The sequence below is a fragment of the Ahrensia kielensis DSM 5890 genome (genome assembly GCF_000374465.1).
Lineage (GTDB): Bacteria > Pseudomonadota > Alphaproteobacteria > Rhizobiales > Rhizobiaceae > Ahrensia > Ahrensia kielensis.
Window position 1 is genome coordinate 98888 of sequence record NZ_KB894528.1, and the last position, 18036, is coordinate 116923.

The window sequence follows — 18036 nt, forward strand, 5'->3', positions numbered from 1 at the left end:
TCTCTAGCAAACGACGGTAATAATTTTCAAAATACCAATACCCTGCATTAAGGTTTGCGTCAAAACTGATGGCTTGGGAAGTTTTTTATAGGCATTGGATTTGTCACAAGAGGATTGACCTCTCGGCAAAAATAATCGAAGCCTGCCGTTAAAAGGAGACAATCTATGATGGTTGATACGACGGCGCAAAGCCAGACTTGGACTTATTTGGATGGAGATTGGCACGAAGGTAATGTGCCGATTATGGGGGCACGCACGCACGCAGTATGGCTCGGCTCTACTGTGTTTGATGGAGCGCGCTGGTTTGAAGGCGTCGCGCCCGACCTTGATCTACATTGCGCACGCGTAAATCGGTCTGCTATTGCACTCGGTCTTAAGCCAACAATGGAAGCAGATGAAATCATCGCGCTGGCCAAAGATGGTTTGAAAAAATTTGACGGAAAGACGGCTGTTTATATCCGTCCGATGTACTGGGCAGAGCATGGCGGATATATGTCTGTTCCTGCCGATCCAGAATCGACACGCTTTGCACTTTGCATGTTTGAATCTCCGATGATTGAATCAAAAGGTTTTTCTGTTTCTTTGTCACCTTTCAGACGCCCAACTATGGAATGTATGCCAACTGACGCCAAAGCTGGTTGCTTGTATCCGAATAACGGGCGGGCGATTATGGAGGCTAAAAAGCGCGGATTTGATAATTGCCTGACACGCGACATGCTCGGCAATATTTGTGAAACCGGAACATCAAACATTTTCCTTGTCAAAGATGGGCAGGTAATGACGCCAGCCGGTAACGGTTCGTTTTTGACAGGTATTACGCGCCACCGTGTTATGGACTTATTGCTGGGCTATGGTTTTAAGACCAAAGAGCAAACAATCACGATGCAAGACGTGATGGAGGCGGACGAAATTTTCTCAACAGGGAACCATTCAAAGGTTGTACCTATTATCAAGGTAGAAGACCGAGAAATACAGGCAGGACCAGTTGGGCAAAAAGCCCGTGAACTTTATTGGGAATGGGCGCATAGCTAACTCAATTAATTTCATTCAAACAGCTCCGGCCCGTTGTCGGATCAGTGTAGAACAACTATGTAATTTGTGAACAGATGCGCAGTGTCGTGTCAGATCGCTTTAACTATGAAGAGGACAGAAAAATGGCCTTCAAACTTCCAGAACTTCCATATGCATATGATGCACTCGCACCTTATATGTCAGCAGAAACACTCGAGTTTCACCATGATAAGCACCACAATGCTTATGTGACAAAAGGCAATGAGCTTGCAGAAGCTGCAGGCATGGCTGATCTATCTTTGGAAGAGATCGTAAAAAAGTCTTATGGCTCAAACGCACCACTCTTCAATAATGCTGGTCAGCATTACAACCACGTCCATTTTTGGAATTGGATGAAGAAAGATGGCGGCGGTAACAAGCTGCCTGGTAAATTGCAGGCTTCTATCGATAGCGATCTAGGTGGTTTTGATAAATTCCGTTCTGATTTCGTTGCCGCTGGTGTTGGCCAATTCGGTTCAGGTTGGGCTTGGGTTGTTGTTAAAGACGGCAAGCTTGAGATCACAAAAACACCAAACGGAGAAAATCCTTTGGTGCATGGTGCGATGCCAATTTTGGGTGTCGATGTTTGGGAACATTCTTATTACATTGATTACCGCAACGCGCGTCCAGAATATCTCGAAGCATTCGTTGATAATATGATCAACTGGGAATATGTCGAGAAAATGTATGAAGAAGCTACAAAGTAATTCATCTCTATAAATATTTAAAACCCGGCTTTAAAGTCGGGTTTTTGTTAGATATACTTGATCAAGTTTCTGTGACTTGACGTGAACGCATTTAATAGCCGTAATACTTTACAGATATGCAATATCAGGAGAGATGCTATGCCTTCAAAGAAAATATTTCTATCACTTTCAGCTGTATTGGTTGCAGCTAGTGTCGCTTATGCGCAAGATCCTATTTCAGACCGTCAAAAGGCCATGAAGATGGTTGGCGGCGCTGCGAAAAGCGCATCCGAGATGATTAAAGGTGAAAAACCGTTTGATGCAGCCGCCGCACTTGCTGCTTTTCAGACAATGAACGATGTTTCCAAAGATTTCGTGAGCTATTTTCCAGAAGGTTCTGAGACTGGCGGCGATACAACGGCTAGTCCTAAAATTTGGGAAGACCGTGCAGGTTTTGAAGCAGCTGTTGCAAAATTTGAAACAGACACAGCCGAGGCTATTGCTGCAGCACCAGCTGATTTAGATGCATTTAAAGCGACATTTGGTAAAGTGGCCGCAAACTGCGGTGTTTGCCACAAAGCGTACCGCATTTCTAAAAACTAACTTTGGAGTTTCGTTTGAAACGTCTCCTTCTTGCTCTCGTTGCTAACGGCCTCATCGGAGGCGCTGTCTTTTGGTTTTTGACTGCGCCTCAAAAACTTGATGAGAGCATGTTTGCTGCAATTGATGGCCATGAGCCCGACTTGGGCAATGGCGAAACGCTTTTTTGGGCAGGGGGCTGCGCCTCCTGTCATGCAGCGCCCAAAGTGTCGGGAGATGCTAAGAAAGTTCTTTCAGGCGGATTGGTTTTGACAACAGAATTTGGCGACTTTGCCGTGCCTAATATATCGCCGAGCCGTGAGCATGGATTGGGTAACTGGTCTTTCGAAGACTTTTCGAACGCGATGAAAAAGGGCGTGTCACCTGAGGGTAGACACTATTATCCAGCATTTCCCTATGCGTCTTACGCTCACATGACGATCGAAGATTTATCTGATCTGTTCGCATTTTTAAAACAACTCCCAGTCTCTGAAGAAGCTGACAAACCCTCTGATATTGCTTTTCCTTTCAATGTGCGGCGCGGATTAGGGCTTTGGAAAAAGCTCTATTTGAATGATAAGTCCGTCATAAGCGATGCAGCGCTTGGCGATGATGAACAGCTTCTGCGTGGACGTTATTTGGTGGAGGGGCCTGGCCATTGCGGTGAGTGCCATACGCCGCGTTCGCTGGCTGGCGGTATGCAGCGCAGCAATTGGTTGCAAGGAGCGCCGTCACCGGAAGGTGAGGGCCGAATCCCAGGCATTACGAACGGACCTGATAATTTAGAAAGCTGGTCTGAGAGCGATATCGCATATATGCTTGAAACAGGATTCACACCGGATTTTGATTCCGTCGGCAGCTCCATGGCGGATGTTGCTGCTAATTATGCGTTCGTGCCTGCCAGTGATCGCGAAGCCATTGCGGCTTATTTGAAAATTATCCAGCCATAAGAACCCGTCTATTTCATTATCTATACAGCGTGTTCACACCCGTTATGCTTGCAGTTCGCACAGCATGGGGTAAGAAAATTCCAAACGACATTTGGATAATGATTTATGGCACTGATAAATACAAAAGAGCGCTACGGTAAAGTAGCACAAATTTTCCATTGGCTTACGGCACTATTGATTCTAGGGCTTTTGATTGCCGGTACGATCATGACATATTTGCCTGATGGAACCGCCGACCAAATCGCGCGAAAAGTTTTCATGTATTCTATGCATAAAACGATCGGTGTAATTGTACTGCTTGTCGCTATTATGCGAATTGTCTGGGCATTCGCTAATCCACGACCTAAACCGCTTCATCCTGAGCGAAAATTAGAAACTTTTGCAGCCGAAACAGCACATTGGGTTTTATATATCGCCATTGTTGCGATGCCTGTGACAGGTCTTCTCTATCATGCATCCAGTACAGGTTTTGCGCCTATCTGGTGGCCGTTTGGACAAGAACTACCTTTCGTGCCTCAAAGTGAGAACCTATCGAAAATCTTTGCGTCGATGCACTGGATTTTAGCGCTTGGTATAACATTGACTTTGATTGCGCATATTGGCGGTGCTTTGAAGCATTTGGTCATTGATAAAGATGTCACGATTGATCGCATGGTTCCGAGCAAATTAAGTGAAGATTTTAAACTCCCTCATTCTGATGCAAAACATCTGCCAAAAGGCTTGGCAGCTGTTGCGGCAATCATTGTTGTTGGTTTTAGCCTTGGCGCAATTGGCTTGAACGTAAGCGCTAAAAATAAGGCCGCTGATAGTGCAAGCCGAACGCAGGTCATTAATGCGCCTGCTGATGTGAAGGGTGATGCAGTTTGGAAAGTCATTGCTGCTGAAAGCACTTTGAAAATAAGTATCAAACAGCTTGGGTCTCCTGTTGAAGGCGAATTTAAAAATTGGGATGCGGTAATAAATTTTGACCCAGATAATCTGGAGACATCGTTTGTTGATGCACGCATTGCTGTTGGTAGTCTTCAACTAGGCAGTGTTTCTGATCAGGCAAAAAGTGCTGACTTTTTGAATGCGGATGAATATGCAGAAGCACGTTTTACATCAGATGATTTTCAAAGCACTGGTGAAAATAGCTATGAGGCACAAGGCACGTTAGAGATTGCTGGTGTTGCTAAACCGTTCACATTGAATTTCGAACTTACCATTGAGGGCAATCGTGCGAAAATGCAGACCCGCACTGAGCTGAACCGCATGGATTATGAGGTTGGTGCACAGAAATATGCAAATGAGGATTCAGTCGGTTTTCCCGTTGAGATTATGATTGACCTTGCCGCAGAAAAACAATGATCGGGCTTTCAGCTTAATCAACTCAAACGATTTGAGACATAAAAAACCGCGCAAGCCATACAGGGTTGCGCGGTTTTTATTACAATAAGTGTGCTTATTCAGCAGGCATAGCTTCCACTGAAATTTTGATGTCGACTTCGTCAGAGATGAATGGAGCGAAGTTGCCCATATCGAACTCAGAGCGAACGATTTTTGCTGTCGCATCAAAACCAGCCCAAGGCTTCTTCATCATTGGGTGTTCTTTTGAACCGTTAAAAGTTGTCTCAAGTACAACCGGCTTTGTCACGCTGTTGAGTGTGAGATCACCCGTGATATTGGCAGTGTTATCACCTGTTACTTCAACTGATGTCGATTTGAATGTGATAAGCGGCGCTGCGTCCTTGTCAAAAAAGTCAGCAGTCAAGAAATGCTTGTCGCGGTCAGGCCAGCCTGTGATGAGTGATTCTGTTGGAATTTCAACAGACACAGATGATGCTTCAGGGTTTTCTGGGTCGAACGAAATGTCACCGGTAAAGCCTGAGAACATGCCAGTTGTTGTCGAAAAGCCAAGGTGATTATATGAAAATACAATCTGGCTGTGGCTTGAATCGAGTGTCCATTCTGCTGCTTGTGCAGTTGTAATACTTGCGGCAGCTGTAGCAACAGCAAGTGCTGCTGCAATTTTGGCAAAACGTTTCATATAGTTCGTTCCTAAACATGATTAATTGACGGGAAGTATTGCAATCGCGCATATACGCTGATGATCTAATCTATATTTCACCAGCGCTTCTGCAAATGCTTTTGCGTTGACTTACTGTTCACTATTTCGTGTCAATTAGCCTTGATTGTTTACCCCTATCGCAGTTTTGACTGCAAAAGCGTAAGAATAGGCAACTTCCTCAAGTCTTGAAAAACGACCAGACGCGCCGCCATGGCCTGCGCCCATATTGGTTTTGAGCAATACAGGATTGTTCGATGTTGAATGATCACGCAAACGCGCAACCCATTTTGTCGGCTCCCAATAGGTAACCCGTGGATCAGTTAGGCCGGAGATTGCGAGAATGGGTGGGTAAGGCCGAGCACCAACATTGTCATAAGGCGAATAGCTGGCAATATTCTCATAGTCTTCTTTATTGGTGACAGGATTGCCCCATTCTGGCCACTCAGGCGGGGTTAGCGGCAATGTGTCGTCGAGCATCGTGTTCAAAACATCAACAAATGGAACTTCTGCGATAATGCTTCCAAAGGCTTCCGGTGCCATATTGGCCACGGCACCCATCAACATGCCGCCAGCCGAGCCGCCATGCGCAACGATTTTTTCAGCCGCTGTGTATTTGTGTTCTGCTAGATATTTGGCAACGGCGATGAAGTCCTTAAACGTATTCGTTTTTGCTTGGCGTTTGCCATCTTCATACCAAGCAAAGCCCTTGTCTTTTCCGCCGCGAATATGGGCAATGGCATAAACAAAACCGCGATCAACCAGTGAAAGACAAGTGGTGCTAAATGAAGCTGGCATTGACATGCCGTAGGAACCATACCCGTAAAGCAAGCAAGGCGCAGTGCCATCCAGTTTCGTATCGGCGCGCATGACGAGCGACACAGGCACCAATGCTCCATCATGTGATGGCACCATCAAACGCTCGGTTTTATAGTCGTCGCTGTTGTGACCAGATGGAACTTCTTGAGTTTTGAGCAAAGTGCGCTCACGCGTGACCATATTATAATCAAAGACTTGGCTTGGTGTAGACATGGACGAATATGAAAAGCGGATAACATCTGTGTCATATTCATATGAGCCGGACATGCCCAAAGAATAGGCTTCTTCATCAAATGCAATGTGATGAATGTCGCCAGATTTGCGATCCATAATCGCAATGCGGGGCAGACCTTCATCGCGTTCTAACCAGACAATGTGATCCTTATAAGCATCAACGGAAAGGATAAGGCGGCCCGGTGTATGCGCAACAAGCTCGCGCCAATTTTCTTTTTGCGGAGCGTCGACAGGCGCGGTCATGATTTTAAAATCTTTTGCGCCGTCAGCATTGGTCAATATGAGCCAGACATCGCCGCCTTCTTCTAAAGAATATTCAACGCCGACTTGACGCGGTGCAACGATAACCGGCGTAGCCGCTGGGTCGTTTGCAGGTAAAAGGCGGATTTCCGAGGTTTCGTGATCGTGAATATCAATGATGATATAATCATCAAGACGTGTGCCACCTACGCCCATGAAGAAACCTGAATCCTGCTCTTCATAGATCATAATATCGTCGCTCTGAGCGGTTCCTATTTTGTGATAGAAAACTTTGCTCGGGCGGTGGTTCTCATCCATTTTCGCATAGAAAATGCCTTCGCGCTTTGCATCCCAAACACCGCCGCCAGCTGTATCTTCTAACTGGTCGTCGATATCTTTAAGTGTATTCAAATCCCGAACACGAAGCGTGAAATATTCTGAGCCCTTGTCATCATAGCCCCAGATCATATGGCTATGATCGTTCGAGTGGTCAGCGCTTGCGAGGCGGAAATAGTCTTTGCCTTCAGCCTCTTTATCGCCGTCTAAAATGATGGACCGTTCGTCGTTAATATCGCTGCCTTCAATACGGTAAAACCGCGGTTGTTGGCCGCCCGTTACAAAAGATGATCCGTAGAAAAAGTTGCCATGTGGGGCAGGAACACTTTCATCATCTTCTTTGATGCGGCCCTTCATTTCGGCAAATAATTGCTTCTGCAATGCGTCCGTATCGCTCATCAATGATTTTGCGTATTCGTTTTCTGCATCCAAATGGCTGCGTATTGCTGGGTCGAGAACAGAAGTGTCTTTGAAAACGGCTTGCCAGTTATCTGCCCTTAGCCATGCATATTCATCGATCCGTTCAATGCCGTGACGCGTATCTTTGCTCTCACGTTTTTCGGCAACAGGTGGTGTAAGATCAGTGCTAAAGGCTGAAGCTGTCATTTGATATCCGGATATTAAAGGTTGCAGAATTAGTCATTCTCGTCTGGCGTAAAATTCATGGCGACGCCATTCATACAATAACGAAGGCCTGTTGGTTGAGGGCCGTCTTTAAAGACATGTCCCAAATGGCCATCGCAATTAGCGCAGCGCACTTCTATGCGAGTCATAAAAAACGAGCGATCCTTATGCTCGGTAATGGCATTCGCGCTATAGGGTTGAAAGAAGCTTGGCCAACCGGTGCCACTTTCAAATTTTGCATTTGTCTTAAAGAGCAAATTGTCACATGCCGCACAAATGAATGTGCCTTCGCGGTGCTCATCATTGAGTGAGGAGCTTCCCGAACGTTCTGTGCCGTGCTTGCGTAAGACGTGAAATTGCTCAGGCGTTAAAAGCTCGCGCCATTCTTCTTCACTCTTGTGAACCTTAGGATCTGAATTAATTGTCATTTCCATTCTCCTCATTACGTGCTCAAATAGGCAATGCTTTGATCTGCGGCAAGCTTAGTCACAAAAACATGATCGCAGAATTGCAGAAATGTCTGTAAAAAAAACATTTCCTGCTCGCGGCACCTTGCTCAACATAATCTCGCCTTTTAAAAACACGACAAGCCGACACTAAATTCGACCGCACGTAAACAGGACAGAAGCGACCTTATGCAACTTACGTTCTATGCTCTTTTTGCGCCGTTTATCGCAGCTTTGTTCGCGCCGATGCTCGTTCGAATGTTCAACCACAATGCAGGTTGGATTCTCGCAGTGGTGCCGGCGCTGTTGTTCTTTCATTATACGGGGTTTTTGCCTGAAATTGCAGGCGGTGGACGCGTCACCGGCGGCGTTGAATGGATACCTTCGTTCAATGTCAATTTTTCTTGGTTTATCGACGGTTTATCGCTCACATTCGCGCTTTTGATAACAGGTATAGGCACGCTTATTATTCTGTATGCAGCTGGTTATATGAAGGGCCATCCGCAGCAGGGGCGCTTTCTTTCATTTATGCTCATGTTTATGGGCGCAATGCAGGGCTTGGTACTTTCAGATAGTTTTCTGATGTTTTTCGTGTTCTGGGAATTAACGTCCATAACGTCATTCCTGCTTATCGGTTTCAACCATGATAAAGAGCGATCACGCCGCGCTGCGATGCAGGCGCTGGTGGTTACTGGCCTCGGCGGCTTGTCTCTCTTGGCTGGATTGATTGTCATTTGGAACATCACAGGTGTTTCTGAAATTTCACTTCTATTAGGCACGGGCGATACGCTGCGAGAAAGCCCTTATTATCTCGCCGCATTCTTGCTGATTTTGGGCGGTGCATTTACTAAATCTGCGCAGTTCCCGCTTCATTTCTGGCTACCAAATGCGATGGAAGCGCCAACACCAGTGTCCGCCTATCTTCATTCGGCAACGATGGTAAAAGCTGGTGTTTTCCTGCTTATGCGCATGAACCCAGTGATGGGAGACACTGTTTTATGGGAAACGGTTCTGCCATTGTTTGGCGGCGTTACGCTGCTTGTTGGAACATGGTTGGCGGTGCGCCAAACTGACCTAAAATTGATGCTTGCTTATACAACGGTTGCTTCGCTTGGCTTACTTGTGATGTTGACCGGATTTGGCACTGACAAAGCAATCGAAGGCGCTGTTTTATATCTGATCGCCCACTCATTGTTCAAAGGCTGCCTGTTCATGGTGGCGGGCAACGTCGACCATGAAGCTGGTACGCGCGATGTGACAAAGCTTGGCGGCTTGATGGCAGCTATGCCAATAACATTTGGAGCAGCTCTCCTTGCTGCTTTATCTATGGGCGGACTGCCGCCATTTGTTGGCTTTCTTGCAAAAGAAGAAATTTACTACGGCATTGCTGCTGCAGACGGTTGGTCGATGTTCATTACAGCGGTGGCTATTGTCGGCAACGCTTTGATGCTTGTCATTGGTTTTGCTGTCGCGCTAAAGCCGTTTCTGGGCGCTAAGGTTGAAACGCCTAAAGCTGCCCATGAAGCACCACTGTTGATGTTTGCTGGCCCTCTTGTCCTTGCTGTGCTGGGCTTGGTTGGCGGTTTGTTATCGGGCGCGTTTCACAAATTCTTCTCTAGTCCAATGGCCTCTGCCGTTGCAGGTACACCGCTTAAAATTGAAATAAGTGTTGTGCCGCATCTTGGTTTGGCACTCACCTTATCACTGGTAACCGTTGCGCTCGGTGTCGCTATGTATTGGGCAATGGCTTGGCTTCGCGGCCGTATGGCAAATCTTCTTGAGGCCATTGGCTGGGGGCCAGATATTGGCTTTGACCAGTTCATGCAAAGTTTGGTCAAAGGCGCAGCAGCTTTAACGCGCAAAATACAGACAGGCTCAATGGAGACTTATGTCACCATCGTGTTTGTTGCTTTGCTCGTAAGCCTGTTTGGCGGGCTTTATAAGGCTGATGAGTGGCCGCAAATCCCAGAGTTTCCAAGACTGTTCGTCTATGAATGGGCCGTGATACTCATTTGCGTGATCGGTCTGTTCTCCGTCATTATCGCGAAGAACCGCCTGACTGCGATCGTGTCGCTGGGTATTCAAGGCTTCGGTGTGGCTTTGCTCTTTATGCTGATGGGCGCGCCAGATTTGGCCTTCACACAATTTATGGTGGAGACATTATCTGTTGTCATTCTTGCTCTGGTTATGACGCGGCTGCGCCTATTGCCGCAGGACCATCGATCAAACTATCAAATTGTACAGGACGGTTTGATTTCTCTGGGTGTTGCTACAGCGCTGACGCTCATTTTGCTTGGCGTGGTTCAAACAGAATTTGACCCTACTTTAACCGAATTCTTCAATGCTTATTCTTACACCATCGCCCACGGCAAAAATATCGTGAATGTCATACTCGTTGACTTCCGCGGCGTGGATACGTTCGGAGAGATTGCTGTTGTCATGGTGTCGGGCTTGGCCATTCTTGCGCTCATTCGAATTATGCCAAGGAAAACGAACCCTGACCTACCAAGGTCAGAAAATACGGAGGAGATTATCTGATGCGTACGCTCATTTTCCGCACCGTTGCTCCTTACTTCACAAGCTTGATGCTTATTTATTCGGTATTCGTTCTACTGCGTGGTCATAACGAACCAGGCGGCGGGTTCATTGGCGGCTTGATCGCTGCGTCTGCATTGGCGATTTATGGTATTGCTTGCGGTGTTTCGCCGGTGCGTCGTGCAATCAGGTTTCATCCCATGGCGATTGCTGGGTTTGGTCTTTTTATGGCAGCGATTGCAGGCATTATTTCGCTTTTTGTCAATGTGCCGTTTTTGACCGGACTTTGGATTTATCCTGAAATTTTTGGTGTTGAGTTGAAGCTATCGACAACACTTGTCTTCGATATTGGCGTGTACCTTGTCGTGCTTGGGTCAATTACCTCTACAGCACTAGCCTTGGAAGAAAGGGAGCGTGACTAATGGAAGTTGCGATTGTTATTCTGACAGGCGTGTTTTTTCTCGTATCGATCTACCTGATACTCTCACGCCATATTATTCGTGTGTTGTTAGGGGTGGCCATGCTTGGCAATGGTGTGAATTTGACCATTTTCACAGGGGGACGAATTACACGGGAAATCCCACCAATTATTGGTAATAATGCAAGTGTACCGCTTGAGGGTATTGCCAATCCATTGCCGCAGGCACTCGTACTGACGGCTATCGTAATTGCCTTTTCATTCTTTGCTTTTTTGCTCGTGCTGGTTTTCCGCACCTATCAAGAGCTTGGCACAGATGACACGGCTGAAATGCGTGATGCTGAACCAAAAGGCGAAGCATCGCCTCCGCTTGGCTATTAGGAAGAACATGTAATGGCTTCTGCGAATAATACTGATGTAAATCTTGAAAGTGCTATGCTGCTTACCGAACCGGCTCTGGCCGATTGGCTGGTTGCGGCTCCGCTGATCTTGGGCTTTTTGTTTGGTGCGCTGTGTTTAATGCAGCGCAAAAACGTGATCGTGCAAACGCGTATCGCACTTTTCGGCCTGCTATTGATGCTGATTGCAGATATCGGGCTTTTTATAAATGTTTGGCAAAACGGTACTGTCGTGATGACGATGGGGCGTTGGTTGCCACCATTTGGCATAACTTTTGCGGCTGATATGCTTGGTGCCACATTTGCACTTGTGGCCGGTATTGTCGGATTAGCCGGTGGTATTTACGCGCTAAGCGACGTTGATAGCACATCACGGCGTTATGGTTTCTATCCATTCTTGCTGCTGATGTTGGCAGGCGTGACAACAGCGTTTTTAACCGGCGATATTTTCAATCTCTACGTCTGGTTTGAAGTGTTGCTTATCTCATCCTTCGGTTTGCTCGTTTTGGGTTCTGAACGCAGACAATTGGATGGCGCGATCAAATACGCGTTCTTGAATTTGATTGCGACGACACTGTTCCTAATCGGCGTGGCCTATATGTATGGCGTGTTTGGAACGTTGAACATGGCCGACATCGCGCGCAAAGCGCCTGCTTTGCAGGATACTGGGCCGCATTTTACAATCGCAATTATGTTTCTCTTTGCATTCGGCATGAAAGCGGCAGCTTTCCCGCTTAATGCTTGGCTACCTGCTTCATATCATACGCCGCGCATTGCCGTATCAGCTGTCTTTGCTGGTTTGCTAACGAAGGTTGGTGTCTATGCATTGCTGCGCATATTCTTGACCTTGTTTCCCGCTGACCGCGATGAGCTTGGCGGTGTCATTGCTGTCATTGCGGCGCTGACAATGTTGATAGGTGCATTGGGCGCGATAGCTCAAACAGATATTCGCCGTGTTCTTGGTTATCTGGTTATTTCAGGTATTGGCCTGATGTTGGCTGGCTTGGGACTTGGTAGCGAAATTGGCATTTCTGGCTCTGTATTTTATGCCGCCCACTCGATGATTGTTATGACGGCGCTTTATTTGCTGGCAGGCATTATTGGGCGCTTAATGGGAACATTTGACCTCAACAAAGCAGGGGGCCTTTATCAGGCTTCACCTTGGCTTGGCGGGCTTTGTCTTATTCTTGCTTTTTCTGTTTCTGGACTACCACCATTTTCAGGCTTATGGCCTAAAATTCTTCTCGTAAAAGGTTCCATTGATGTTGGTGCATGGTGGCTTGCCGCCGCGATTATTGTGTCAGGATTTTTGACAACTATAGCGGTGGTTCGCATGTTCCTATTTGCCTTCTGGCGCAGTCGGCCTGAAGGATTGGTAGAAATAGGACCAATCTCGCGCGAAGGCCGGATTAAGCTTTACGCAGCTTTGGGATTAACGGCATTGACTGTGATTGCTGGCGTTTATCCAGAGCCATTTATACAAGTGAGCGATCGGGTAGCATTTGAGCTAACGCATCCTCAAACTTACATCGATGCGGTGTTTGGCGAGAAACAAGGAGGAAGCGGACTATGAACCTCTATGTTGTAAACCTATTGCTCGCAATAGCTTGGATGACGCTGACTGATTCATTCGGCTTAGGGAATATGATCTTCGGCTTTGTGCTTTCTGCTGTTGCATTGTCGCTCATTCGCGAACAGGTAGGCTCTGTCGGATATTTTTCAAAGCTGGGACGCATTCTATCGCTGCTTATGCTGTTTCTTTATGAGTTGGTGATGTCGGCTGTACGTGTCGCCATTTTGGTGGTTAAGCCAAACATGAACTTAAAGCCTGGCATCTTTGCCTATAAGTTGCAGGTTGACCGCGATCATGAAATCACTCTGCTTGCAAACCTCATTACGCTGACACCGGGAACGTTGTCCGTTGATGTATCGGAAGATCGCTCGACGCTTTATATTCACGCACTTGATTGCTCAGACATTGATCAAATTCGCAAAGATATAGCGGAAGGTTTCGAGCGCAAAATACTGGAGGCGTTTCGATAATGTCATCCGAATTTCTAAATTTCTCTGTTCAGTTTGCACTCATTTTACTGAGCGCAGCCTTTCTACTCACCGTGTTCAAAGTGATAATGGGGCCAACATTGCCCGATCGCATTTTAGCGCTCGACATGCTGGTTGCAGCAGCCATTGGTTTCATTGCTGTTATCGGTCTTAAAACCGGTTACACTTTATATGTAGATATCGCTATTGCGCTTGGGTTAGTCGGCTTCTTGGCAACGGTTGCATTTGCACGTTTCATCTTGGCGCGCGGCCAAACAGAAGAGGGGCGCGAAAGACAGCGCAATGAAGACAACCAAAAACACGGAAAAAGCGCAGCAGTGCAGGGAGTTTCAGAAGCTAAGGCCGCAGGCGAGGTAACAACACCTAAGAAAAAGTCCGCAGCCAAGAAAACTACTGCACAAAGAACGACAAAAACCAACAAGGCGCGATCACGAAAAGCACCAGCCAAACCGGAGACAAAATCATGATTGATGGCTTGTCGGACATAATTGCGGGCGTAATGATTATCACAGGCTCAATTTTTGCTTTTCTAGCAGCCGTTGGCTTATGGCGCTTGCCTGATATTTATACGCGCATGCATGCTGCTTCAAAGGCAGGAACGCTTGGGTCTGGATTGTTGCTTTTGGCATTAGCCGCACATGTGGGGGACACTTCAACCTTTACACGCGCTCTTGCTGGCGTTGTGTTTTTCTTGCTAACCGCACCGATTTCCGCGCATCTATTGGCTAAAGCATCCTATGCTGTTGGTTATAGGCTAACAGACATATCAGTTATAGATGAATTGAAAGACTGACCTGTTTTGAATTTCAGGTCTCAGTTTCAATAAGTTTTTTTATTTTTGTCGCTTTTTCAAAGTGATCTAACTGGTGGGTTGATATCCACCACTGCGCCGCTTCCATTAGAAGTTCCGGATTGTTGTTTTTATTGGCAAAAAATGCATAAAAGGAGAGGCCAACTTGTTCTCCTTTTTGCGCAATTTTCAAATCACAAACAGTAATTATTTTTTGTTTTAGTGATGCGCGCATAATATCCTCAAGAGCCTCTAATCTGTTCATAAGCTGTCTAAAGCTGTCAGCAGGTTCGTTTTTATTCACAAACGAAAATTACCGAAAATTATCGAAAGCTAGAATACTGAATCCTGCTATAAGGGAAAATCAAGTATGCTGCATGTGTATAAATTTTTTATGTATGCATATGCATTGAATAAATTTATTGTTCATACTATTATTTTAGATACTAACTTAACTTAAGGCGATTCATTTTTTAAATTTCAATACGCGTGCAGGTTAGTTTTTGTATTTTTACAAAAACACTCACCACAATAACAATAATAGGTGGTTCATGGATTCGAACGAAAAAAATACTGAATTTAACGAATATCTCGCAGAGTTAACGGCTCAGGTGGTATCGGCATATGTAGGAAACAACAGCGTCACGGCTGATGAACTGCCTAGCCTGATTAGCAATGTCCACGGAGCACTTAACAGTACTGTTGGAAACGTCCAAGCCAGTGAAGTTGAGAAACCTAAGCCTGCTGTGAACCCAAAAAAATCTGTTCTTGATGATTGCATTACTTGTCTTGAGGACGGTATGCAGTTCAAATCGCTCAAACGCCATCTTATGAGCCATCATGGGCTAACGCCGCAAGACTACCGTGAAAAGTGGGATTTGCCTTCTGATTATCCGATGGTTGCACCATCTTATGCGAAACGTAGATCAAAGCTTGCACAGGAAATGGGGCTAGGGCGTAAAAGCAAATAATATACAAGTTATATTATTTTAGTTTTGCACGTAACAAATGCTTTGCTGATGCTTAAGCAAGGTGCTTGTTTAGGTCGTAACGATAATGTCGTGACAGACCACGATTGCGCTCTAAATTCAGCTTGATTTCGATTGTTTTAATCCAATCGCGGATTTGATGTGGCAGGGCTGCATCAAGTTGCTTGGGTGAAATATCAAGAAACAGCTTGATCATGAAAAATGAGCTTCGCTCGTGCTTGTAAAAGATCATTGACAGTTCTCTTTTAGAGTATGTGGCGATCTAAAAGCTATTCAATGTTCTTGATGGTTGGATAAGTTCATCCTTGCCAAGCAGGTTTTCTTTAATTTTATAAAGAAAATCAGTATTTTTGCGCGTGAGGGAATAAATACCTATTAAATAGGGATGAAATTAATGTAGGAATATAGTCCTCACTACGGAGGACTGAATGCTTAAGACCAAAGCAATAAAACGAAATAATTATCTGAATGATTTTTTGCCATCAGCAGCTTCTAAACAGCGTGCTGAAGATCAGATATATACCCCTTTGTGCGATTGTGCCGCCACTGTAAGTGCAGACTTACATATGGAGATTTGTGACGGTCTCATTGATATAATGGCCGCGCTTTTCAATGTTTCAGGGCGGCAATTGCGTTCACCGCAGCGTGACAGAAAAGACGTTGCCCGCGTGAGGCAAATAGGCATGTATATTGCGCGTGTCACACTTTGCCTGAATATTCGCTTGATTGCCGACGGGTTTGCGCGTGACAAAAGTACGGTTACCCATGCTTGTCACCTTATTGAGGACCTTCGCGATGATGAGGAATTTGATCTAATCATTACGCGTGTGGAAGCGGTCGTTGGCGCAGCTTTCAAGCACGCTTTATCAGCAAAGGTTGGTGGTAATGATTACAAATAAGCAATGCCTCAATCATAGACGCAGTTTACGTTTGCTCATGATGGTAGCCAAGCATCAGGCGATATTAGAGCCAAGTGCTGATGGCGCTTATTGTTTCTTACATTTTGAAGGCGTGCGGCGTGTAAAATGCGATAAAATCATTCTGACTAACTGGATCGCAAATGAGTTGGTCTCAGTTGCGTTTACCGCAGATGTCCAAAAAATATCGATTACTGAGCTTGGGCGTAAACATGTCATTCGTAATGATGAGAATGATCATGCTGCACAGCATAGAGTGATTGAGACAGATCATATTACGGTGGGCGACTGTATCCAATCTGTAAAACGCAATATAAAAGAATCGCCGCTTTCTGGTCTCTATAGAGCTTATGGCGCGGGGAAAAAGGCTTGGCTTAGTTCGGCAGAGTTTGATGCTGGAGAGCGCCTTCGTATCGATTTTGAATATGCACAATTGGGTCCCAAAATAACGGCTTCATGGGATCCAACAGCGCATCTAAATGGTGGAAAAGGTGGTCGCAGGCCGTCTCAAACATTTTCAGATCGAGTAATAGGTGCACGCACACGCATGCAGCGGGCAATTGATGCTGTTGGCCCTGAATTATCTGGCGTCCTGGTTGATGTGTGTTGTTTCTTAAAAGGAATGGAAGATATAGAAAGAGAGAGGCAATGGCCGCGAAGATCAGCAAAACTTATGCTTAAAACTGCGCTGTCTATGTTAGCACGCCACTATAACCCGCCCCAAGTGAGAACGCGATCTTCAAAGCCGCGTCATTGGGGACAAGAAGATTACCGTCCAGAAATGTAATGTATTAAACGAGCGCAGCTTTAGCGTCTGACTTCATGCGCTCGATCATTGCACGCAAACCATTAGAACGTTGCGGCGACAGGTGGCTATCAAGCCCTAAATTTTTCATCAAGCCTTCAGCATCAAAATCTACGATATCTTTTGCTTGGCGATCAGACAAAGCGGCGATCATAATCGCAACGAGGCCGCGCACGATGTGAGCATCAGAAGCGCCATCAAAATGAATGATTTTTTTGACTTCATCCGTGCAGGATGTCGCGAGCCAAACTTGGCTAACACAGCCATTTACTTTGTTTTCTGCTGTCCGCTGCGCTTCATCAAGTTCTGGCATGGCTTTGCCAAGTTCGATGACATAACGGTACTTATCTTCCCAATCGTCGAGAAATTCAAAATCGTCTATAATTGTTTTGATGTCGTTGGCCATATTGCCCCGCTATTGACTTTAACAGCGTTTACATAGGCCCGGTTATGCAAAGCAGCAACCCAAACACCAAAGTATTCTAAGCCCAGTTATTGAACACTGCCGGTAATCGTTATGTCGGCTTCATTTTTGCGTTTGTCACGGTGGTTTTCTACCATGCCAGCAACGATATAGGCTCCGTGTTTTGCACGCTCCAAAGTGGCTATAACAATCTTCTGACCTGTTTCACAAACATATGGGTCACGGCTACAGATAGATCTCACATCGCTTGCAACACTGGCTGCTAATTGCAGTGCTTCAACAGAGTTAAAGGCTGTTTCTTTTTGCGCGGTTTGGCTTTGCTCTTCTTTGATTGACGTTTCAATCGGAGAATCAGCAAAGCTTGGCAAAATTGCTAAAGCCAAGAATCCATAAAACATAAGCTTGAATATAAATCGCATCGTCTCATCCTGTTTGGCGTAAAGCCGGTCCCGCAACAGTGATGTCATAAGCGTCTGAAATTTTATTCAGTTTTGGCGTTGCAAATTGAGCAAAATATAAATCAAATTTTAGCAATCGATAAATTGTTCTTGTTTTTAGAGGCTTTGCATCTGTTAAGCGCCTGTTTACCACGTTTATAAAACCAAACGATTTTGAGAAAAATTTGGCATATTCGCGTCCGCTAGCCTGCAAATTTATGCATTCGTTAAAGCCTAATGGTCAAAATGAAACA

The 18036-nt window shown here is 45.7% G+C and carries 21 protein-coding genes and 1 pseudogene; 15 read left to right on the forward strand and 7 right to left on the reverse strand.

Features of this window, described 5'->3' with window-relative positions; genetic code table 11:
• Window positions 1-165 precede the first annotated feature (165 nt).
• The 5 genes from C504_RS0100435 (at window position 166) to C504_RS0100455 (ending at window position 4612) form a co-directional block, all read left to right on the forward strand.
• On the forward strand, window positions 166-1032 hold the full coding sequence (locus C504_RS0100435) for a branched-chain amino acid aminotransferase (RefSeq protein ID WP_018687317.1): 867 nt from the start codon (window positions 166-168) through the stop codon (window positions 1030-1032).
• 122 nt (window positions 1033-1154) lie between these two features.
• Window positions 1155-1757, forward strand: coding sequence for a superoxide dismutase (locus tag C504_RS0100440; protein ID WP_026317092.1), 603 nt, complete (start codon window positions 1155-1157; stop codon window positions 1755-1757).
• A gap of 138 nt (window positions 1758-1895) precedes the next feature.
• Window positions 1896-2339: a c-type cytochrome gene (locus C504_RS0100445; RefSeq protein ID WP_018687319.1), complete on the forward strand. Its 444-nt coding sequence runs from the start codon at window positions 1896-1898 to the stop codon at window positions 2337-2339.
• A 14-nt stretch (window positions 2340-2353) separates the two neighbouring features.
• Window positions 2354-3265: a cytochrome c gene (locus tag C504_RS0100450; RefSeq protein ID WP_018687320.1), complete on the forward strand. Its 912-nt coding sequence runs from the start codon at window positions 2354-2356 to the stop codon at window positions 3263-3265.
• Between the two features lie 105 nt (window positions 3266-3370).
• A complete protein-coding gene (locus tag C504_RS0100455) occupies window positions 3371-4612 on the forward strand; it encodes a cytochrome b/b6 domain-containing protein (protein ID WP_018687321.1) in 1242 nt (413 codons plus the stop codon).
• Between the two features lie 94 nt (window positions 4613-4706).
• Here the strand turns inward: C504_RS0100455 and C504_RS0100460 are convergent, their stop codons facing one another.
• The 3 genes from C504_RS0100460 to msrB form a co-directional block, all read right to left on the reverse strand.
• Window positions 4707-5291, reverse strand: coding sequence for a YceI family protein (locus tag C504_RS0100460; RefSeq protein ID WP_018687322.1), 585 nt, complete (start codon window positions 5289-5291; stop codon window positions 4707-4709).
• Between the two features lie 135 nt (window positions 5292-5426).
• Window positions 5427-7544, reverse strand: coding sequence for a S9 family peptidase (locus C504_RS0100465; RefSeq protein ID WP_018687323.1), 2118 nt, complete (start codon window positions 7542-7544; stop codon window positions 5427-5429).
• A 29-nt stretch (window positions 7545-7573) separates the two neighbouring features.
• A complete protein-coding gene (gene msrB, locus C504_RS0100470; RefSeq protein ID WP_018687324.1) occupies window positions 7574-7990 on the reverse strand; it encodes a peptide-methionine (R)-S-oxide reductase MsrB in 417 nt (138 codons plus the stop codon).
• A gap of 207 nt (window positions 7991-8197) precedes the next feature.
• Between msrB and C504_RS0100480 the strand changes: the two genes are divergently transcribed.
• From C504_RS0100480 to mnhG, 7 genes and pseudogenes are all read left to right on the forward strand, one after another.
• Complete coding sequence (locus C504_RS0100480; RefSeq protein WP_018687326.1) at window positions 8198-10546, forward strand: putative monovalent cation/H+ antiporter subunit A; 2349 nt, start codon at window positions 8198-8200, stop codon at window positions 10544-10546.
• The gene (locus C504_RS0100485; RefSeq protein ID WP_018687327.1) at window positions 10546-10965 is read left to right on the forward strand and encodes a Na+/H+ antiporter subunit B; all 420 of its coding nucleotides are present in this window, start codon (window positions 10546-10548) and stop codon (window positions 10963-10965) included. The genes C504_RS0100480 and C504_RS0100485 overlap by 1 nt, the downstream gene beginning before the upstream one ends.
• The gene (locus C504_RS0100490) at window positions 10965-11342 is read left to right on the forward strand and encodes a Na+/H+ antiporter subunit C (protein WP_018687328.1); all 378 of its coding nucleotides are present in this window, start codon (window positions 10965-10967) and stop codon (window positions 11340-11342) included. The genes C504_RS0100485 and C504_RS0100490 overlap by 1 nt, the downstream gene beginning before the upstream one ends.
• Window positions 11343-11354: 12 nt before the next feature.
• Window positions 11355-12932: a Na+/H+ antiporter subunit D gene (locus tag C504_RS0100495; RefSeq protein ID WP_018687329.1), complete on the forward strand. Its 1578-nt coding sequence runs from the start codon at window positions 11355-11357 to the stop codon at window positions 12930-12932.
• Entirely contained in the window at window positions 12929-13402 is a 474-nt protein-coding gene (locus C504_RS0100500; protein ID WP_018687330.1) for a Na+/H+ antiporter subunit E, read from the forward strand. Before C504_RS0100495 ends, C504_RS0100500 begins: the two co-directional genes overlap by 4 nt.
• A pseudogene (locus C504_RS18890) lies at window positions 13402-13719 on the forward strand (cation:proton antiporter); the annotation flags it as partial. The gene C504_RS0100500 and the pseudogene C504_RS18890, both read left to right, overlap by 1 nt.
• Window positions 13720-13883: 164 nt before the next feature.
• The gene (gene mnhG, locus C504_RS0100510; RefSeq protein WP_018687332.1) at window positions 13884-14213 is read left to right on the forward strand and encodes a monovalent cation/H(+) antiporter subunit G; all 330 of its coding nucleotides are present in this window, start codon (window positions 13884-13886) and stop codon (window positions 14211-14213) included.
• A gap of 13 nt (window positions 14214-14226) precedes the next feature.
• Here mnhG and C504_RS0100515 read toward each other — a convergent pair whose 3' ends face one another.
• Window positions 14227-14445, reverse strand: coding sequence for a DUF6500 family protein (locus C504_RS0100515; protein ID WP_018687333.1), 219 nt, complete (start codon window positions 14443-14445; stop codon window positions 14227-14229).
• Between the two features lie 316 nt (window positions 14446-14761).
• On the opposite strand from C504_RS0100515, the gene C504_RS0100520 reads away from it, so the two are divergent.
• Complete coding sequence (locus C504_RS0100520) at window positions 14762-15181, forward strand: Ros/MucR family transcriptional regulator (RefSeq protein ID WP_018687334.1); 420 nt, start codon at window positions 14762-14764, stop codon at window positions 15179-15181.
• A gap of 52 nt (window positions 15182-15233) precedes the next feature.
• Here C504_RS0100520 and C504_RS0100525 read toward each other — a convergent pair whose 3' ends face one another.
• Complete coding sequence (locus C504_RS0100525; protein ID WP_018687335.1) at window positions 15234-15431, reverse strand: hypothetical protein; 198 nt, start codon at window positions 15429-15431, stop codon at window positions 15234-15236.
• A gap of 196 nt (window positions 15432-15627) precedes the next feature.
• Here C504_RS0100525 and C504_RS16920 point away from each other — a divergent pair, with 196 nt between their 5' ends.
• Together C504_RS16920 and C504_RS0100535 are read left to right on the forward strand one after the other, a co-directional pair.
• A complete protein-coding gene (locus C504_RS16920) occupies window positions 15628-16098 on the forward strand; it encodes a helix-turn-helix domain-containing protein (RefSeq protein WP_018687336.1) in 471 nt (156 codons plus the stop codon).
• Window positions 16085-16903: a DUF6456 domain-containing protein gene (locus C504_RS0100535; protein ID WP_018687337.1), complete on the forward strand. Its 819-nt coding sequence runs from the start codon at window positions 16085-16087 to the stop codon at window positions 16901-16903. The genes C504_RS16920 and C504_RS0100535 overlap by 14 nt, the downstream gene beginning before the upstream one ends.
• 4 nt (window positions 16904-16907) lie before the next feature.
• On the opposite strand, the gene C504_RS0100540 is transcribed toward C504_RS0100535, so the two are convergent.
• Window positions 16908-17327 carry a SufE family protein gene (locus C504_RS0100540; RefSeq protein ID WP_018687338.1) on the reverse strand — a complete coding sequence of 140 codons (420 nt, stop codon included), beginning with the start codon at window positions 17325-17327 and terminating at the stop codon, window positions 16908-16910.
• A gap of 86 nt (window positions 17328-17413) precedes the next feature.
• Entirely contained in the window at window positions 17414-17764 is a 351-nt protein-coding gene (locus tag C504_RS0100545; RefSeq protein ID WP_018687339.1) for a DUF5330 domain-containing protein, read from the reverse strand.
• Between the last annotated feature and the right edge of the window lie 272 nt (window positions 17765-18036).

Bases quoted from the DNA above. Each gene is read 5' to 3' on its own strand.
- mnhG (WP_018687332.1), top strand. From the start codon at position 13,884: ATGATTGATGGCTTGTCGGACATAATTGCGGGCGTAATGATTATCACA.
- C504_RS0100485 (WP_018687327.1), top strand. From the start codon at position 10,546: ATGCGTACGCTCATTTTCCGCACCGTTGCTCCTTACTTCACAAGCTTG.
- C504_RS0100435 (WP_018687317.1), top strand. From the start codon at position 166: ATGATGGTTGATACGACGGCGCAAAGCCAGACTTGGACTTATTTGGAT.
- C504_RS0100545 (WP_018687339.1), bottom strand. From the start codon at position 17,764: ATGCGATTTATATTCAAGCTTATGTTTTATGGATTCTTGGCTTTAGCA.
- C504_RS0100455 (WP_018687321.1), top strand. From the start codon at position 3,371: ATGGCACTGATAAATACAAAAGAGCGCTACGGTAAAGTAGCACAAATT.
- C504_RS0100440 (WP_026317092.1), top strand. From the start codon at position 1,155: ATGGCCTTCAAACTTCCAGAACTTCCATATGCATATGATGCACTCGCA.
- C504_RS0100500 (WP_018687330.1), top strand. From the start codon at position 12,929: ATGAACCTCTATGTTGTAAACCTATTGCTCGCAATAGCTTGGATGACG.
- msrB (WP_018687324.1), bottom strand. From the start codon at position 7,990: ATGACAATTAATTCAGATCCTAAGGTTCACAAGAGTGAAGAAGAATGG.
- C504_RS0100495 (WP_018687329.1), top strand. From the start codon at position 11,355: ATGGCTTCTGCGAATAATACTGATGTAAATCTTGAAAGTGCTATGCTG.
- C504_RS0100445 (WP_018687319.1), top strand. From the start codon at position 1,896: ATGCCTTCAAAGAAAATATTTCTATCACTTTCAGCTGTATTGGTTGCA.
- C504_RS0100480 (WP_018687326.1), top strand. From the start codon at position 8,198: ATGCAACTTACGTTCTATGCTCTTTTTGCGCCGTTTATCGCAGCTTTG.
- C504_RS0100465 (WP_018687323.1), bottom strand. From the start codon at position 7,544: ATGACAGCTTCAGCCTTTAGCACTGATCTTACACCACCTGTTGCCGAA.
- C504_RS0100525 (WP_018687335.1), bottom strand. From the start codon at position 15,431: ATGATCTTTTACAAGCACGAGCGAAGCTCATTTTTCATGATCAAGCTG.
- C504_RS0100490 (WP_018687328.1), top strand. From the start codon at position 10,965: ATGGAAGTTGCGATTGTTATTCTGACAGGCGTGTTTTTTCTCGTATCG.
- C504_RS0100535 (WP_018687337.1), top strand. From the start codon at position 16,085: ATGATTACAAATAAGCAATGCCTCAATCATAGACGCAGTTTACGTTTG.
- C504_RS0100515 (WP_018687333.1), bottom strand. From the start codon at position 14,445: ATGCGCGCATCACTAAAACAAAAAATAATTACTGTTTGTGATTTGAAA.
- C504_RS0100540 (WP_018687338.1), bottom strand. From the start codon at position 17,327: ATGGCCAACGACATCAAAACAATTATAGACGATTTTGAATTTCTCGAC.
- C504_RS0100520 (WP_018687334.1), top strand. From the start codon at position 14,762: ATGGATTCGAACGAAAAAAATACTGAATTTAACGAATATCTCGCAGAG.
- C504_RS0100460 (WP_018687322.1), bottom strand. From the start codon at position 5,291: ATGAAACGTTTTGCCAAAATTGCAGCAGCACTTGCTGTTGCTACAGCT.
- C504_RS16920 (WP_018687336.1), top strand. From the start codon at position 15,628: ATGCTTAAGACCAAAGCAATAAAACGAAATAATTATCTGAATGATTTT.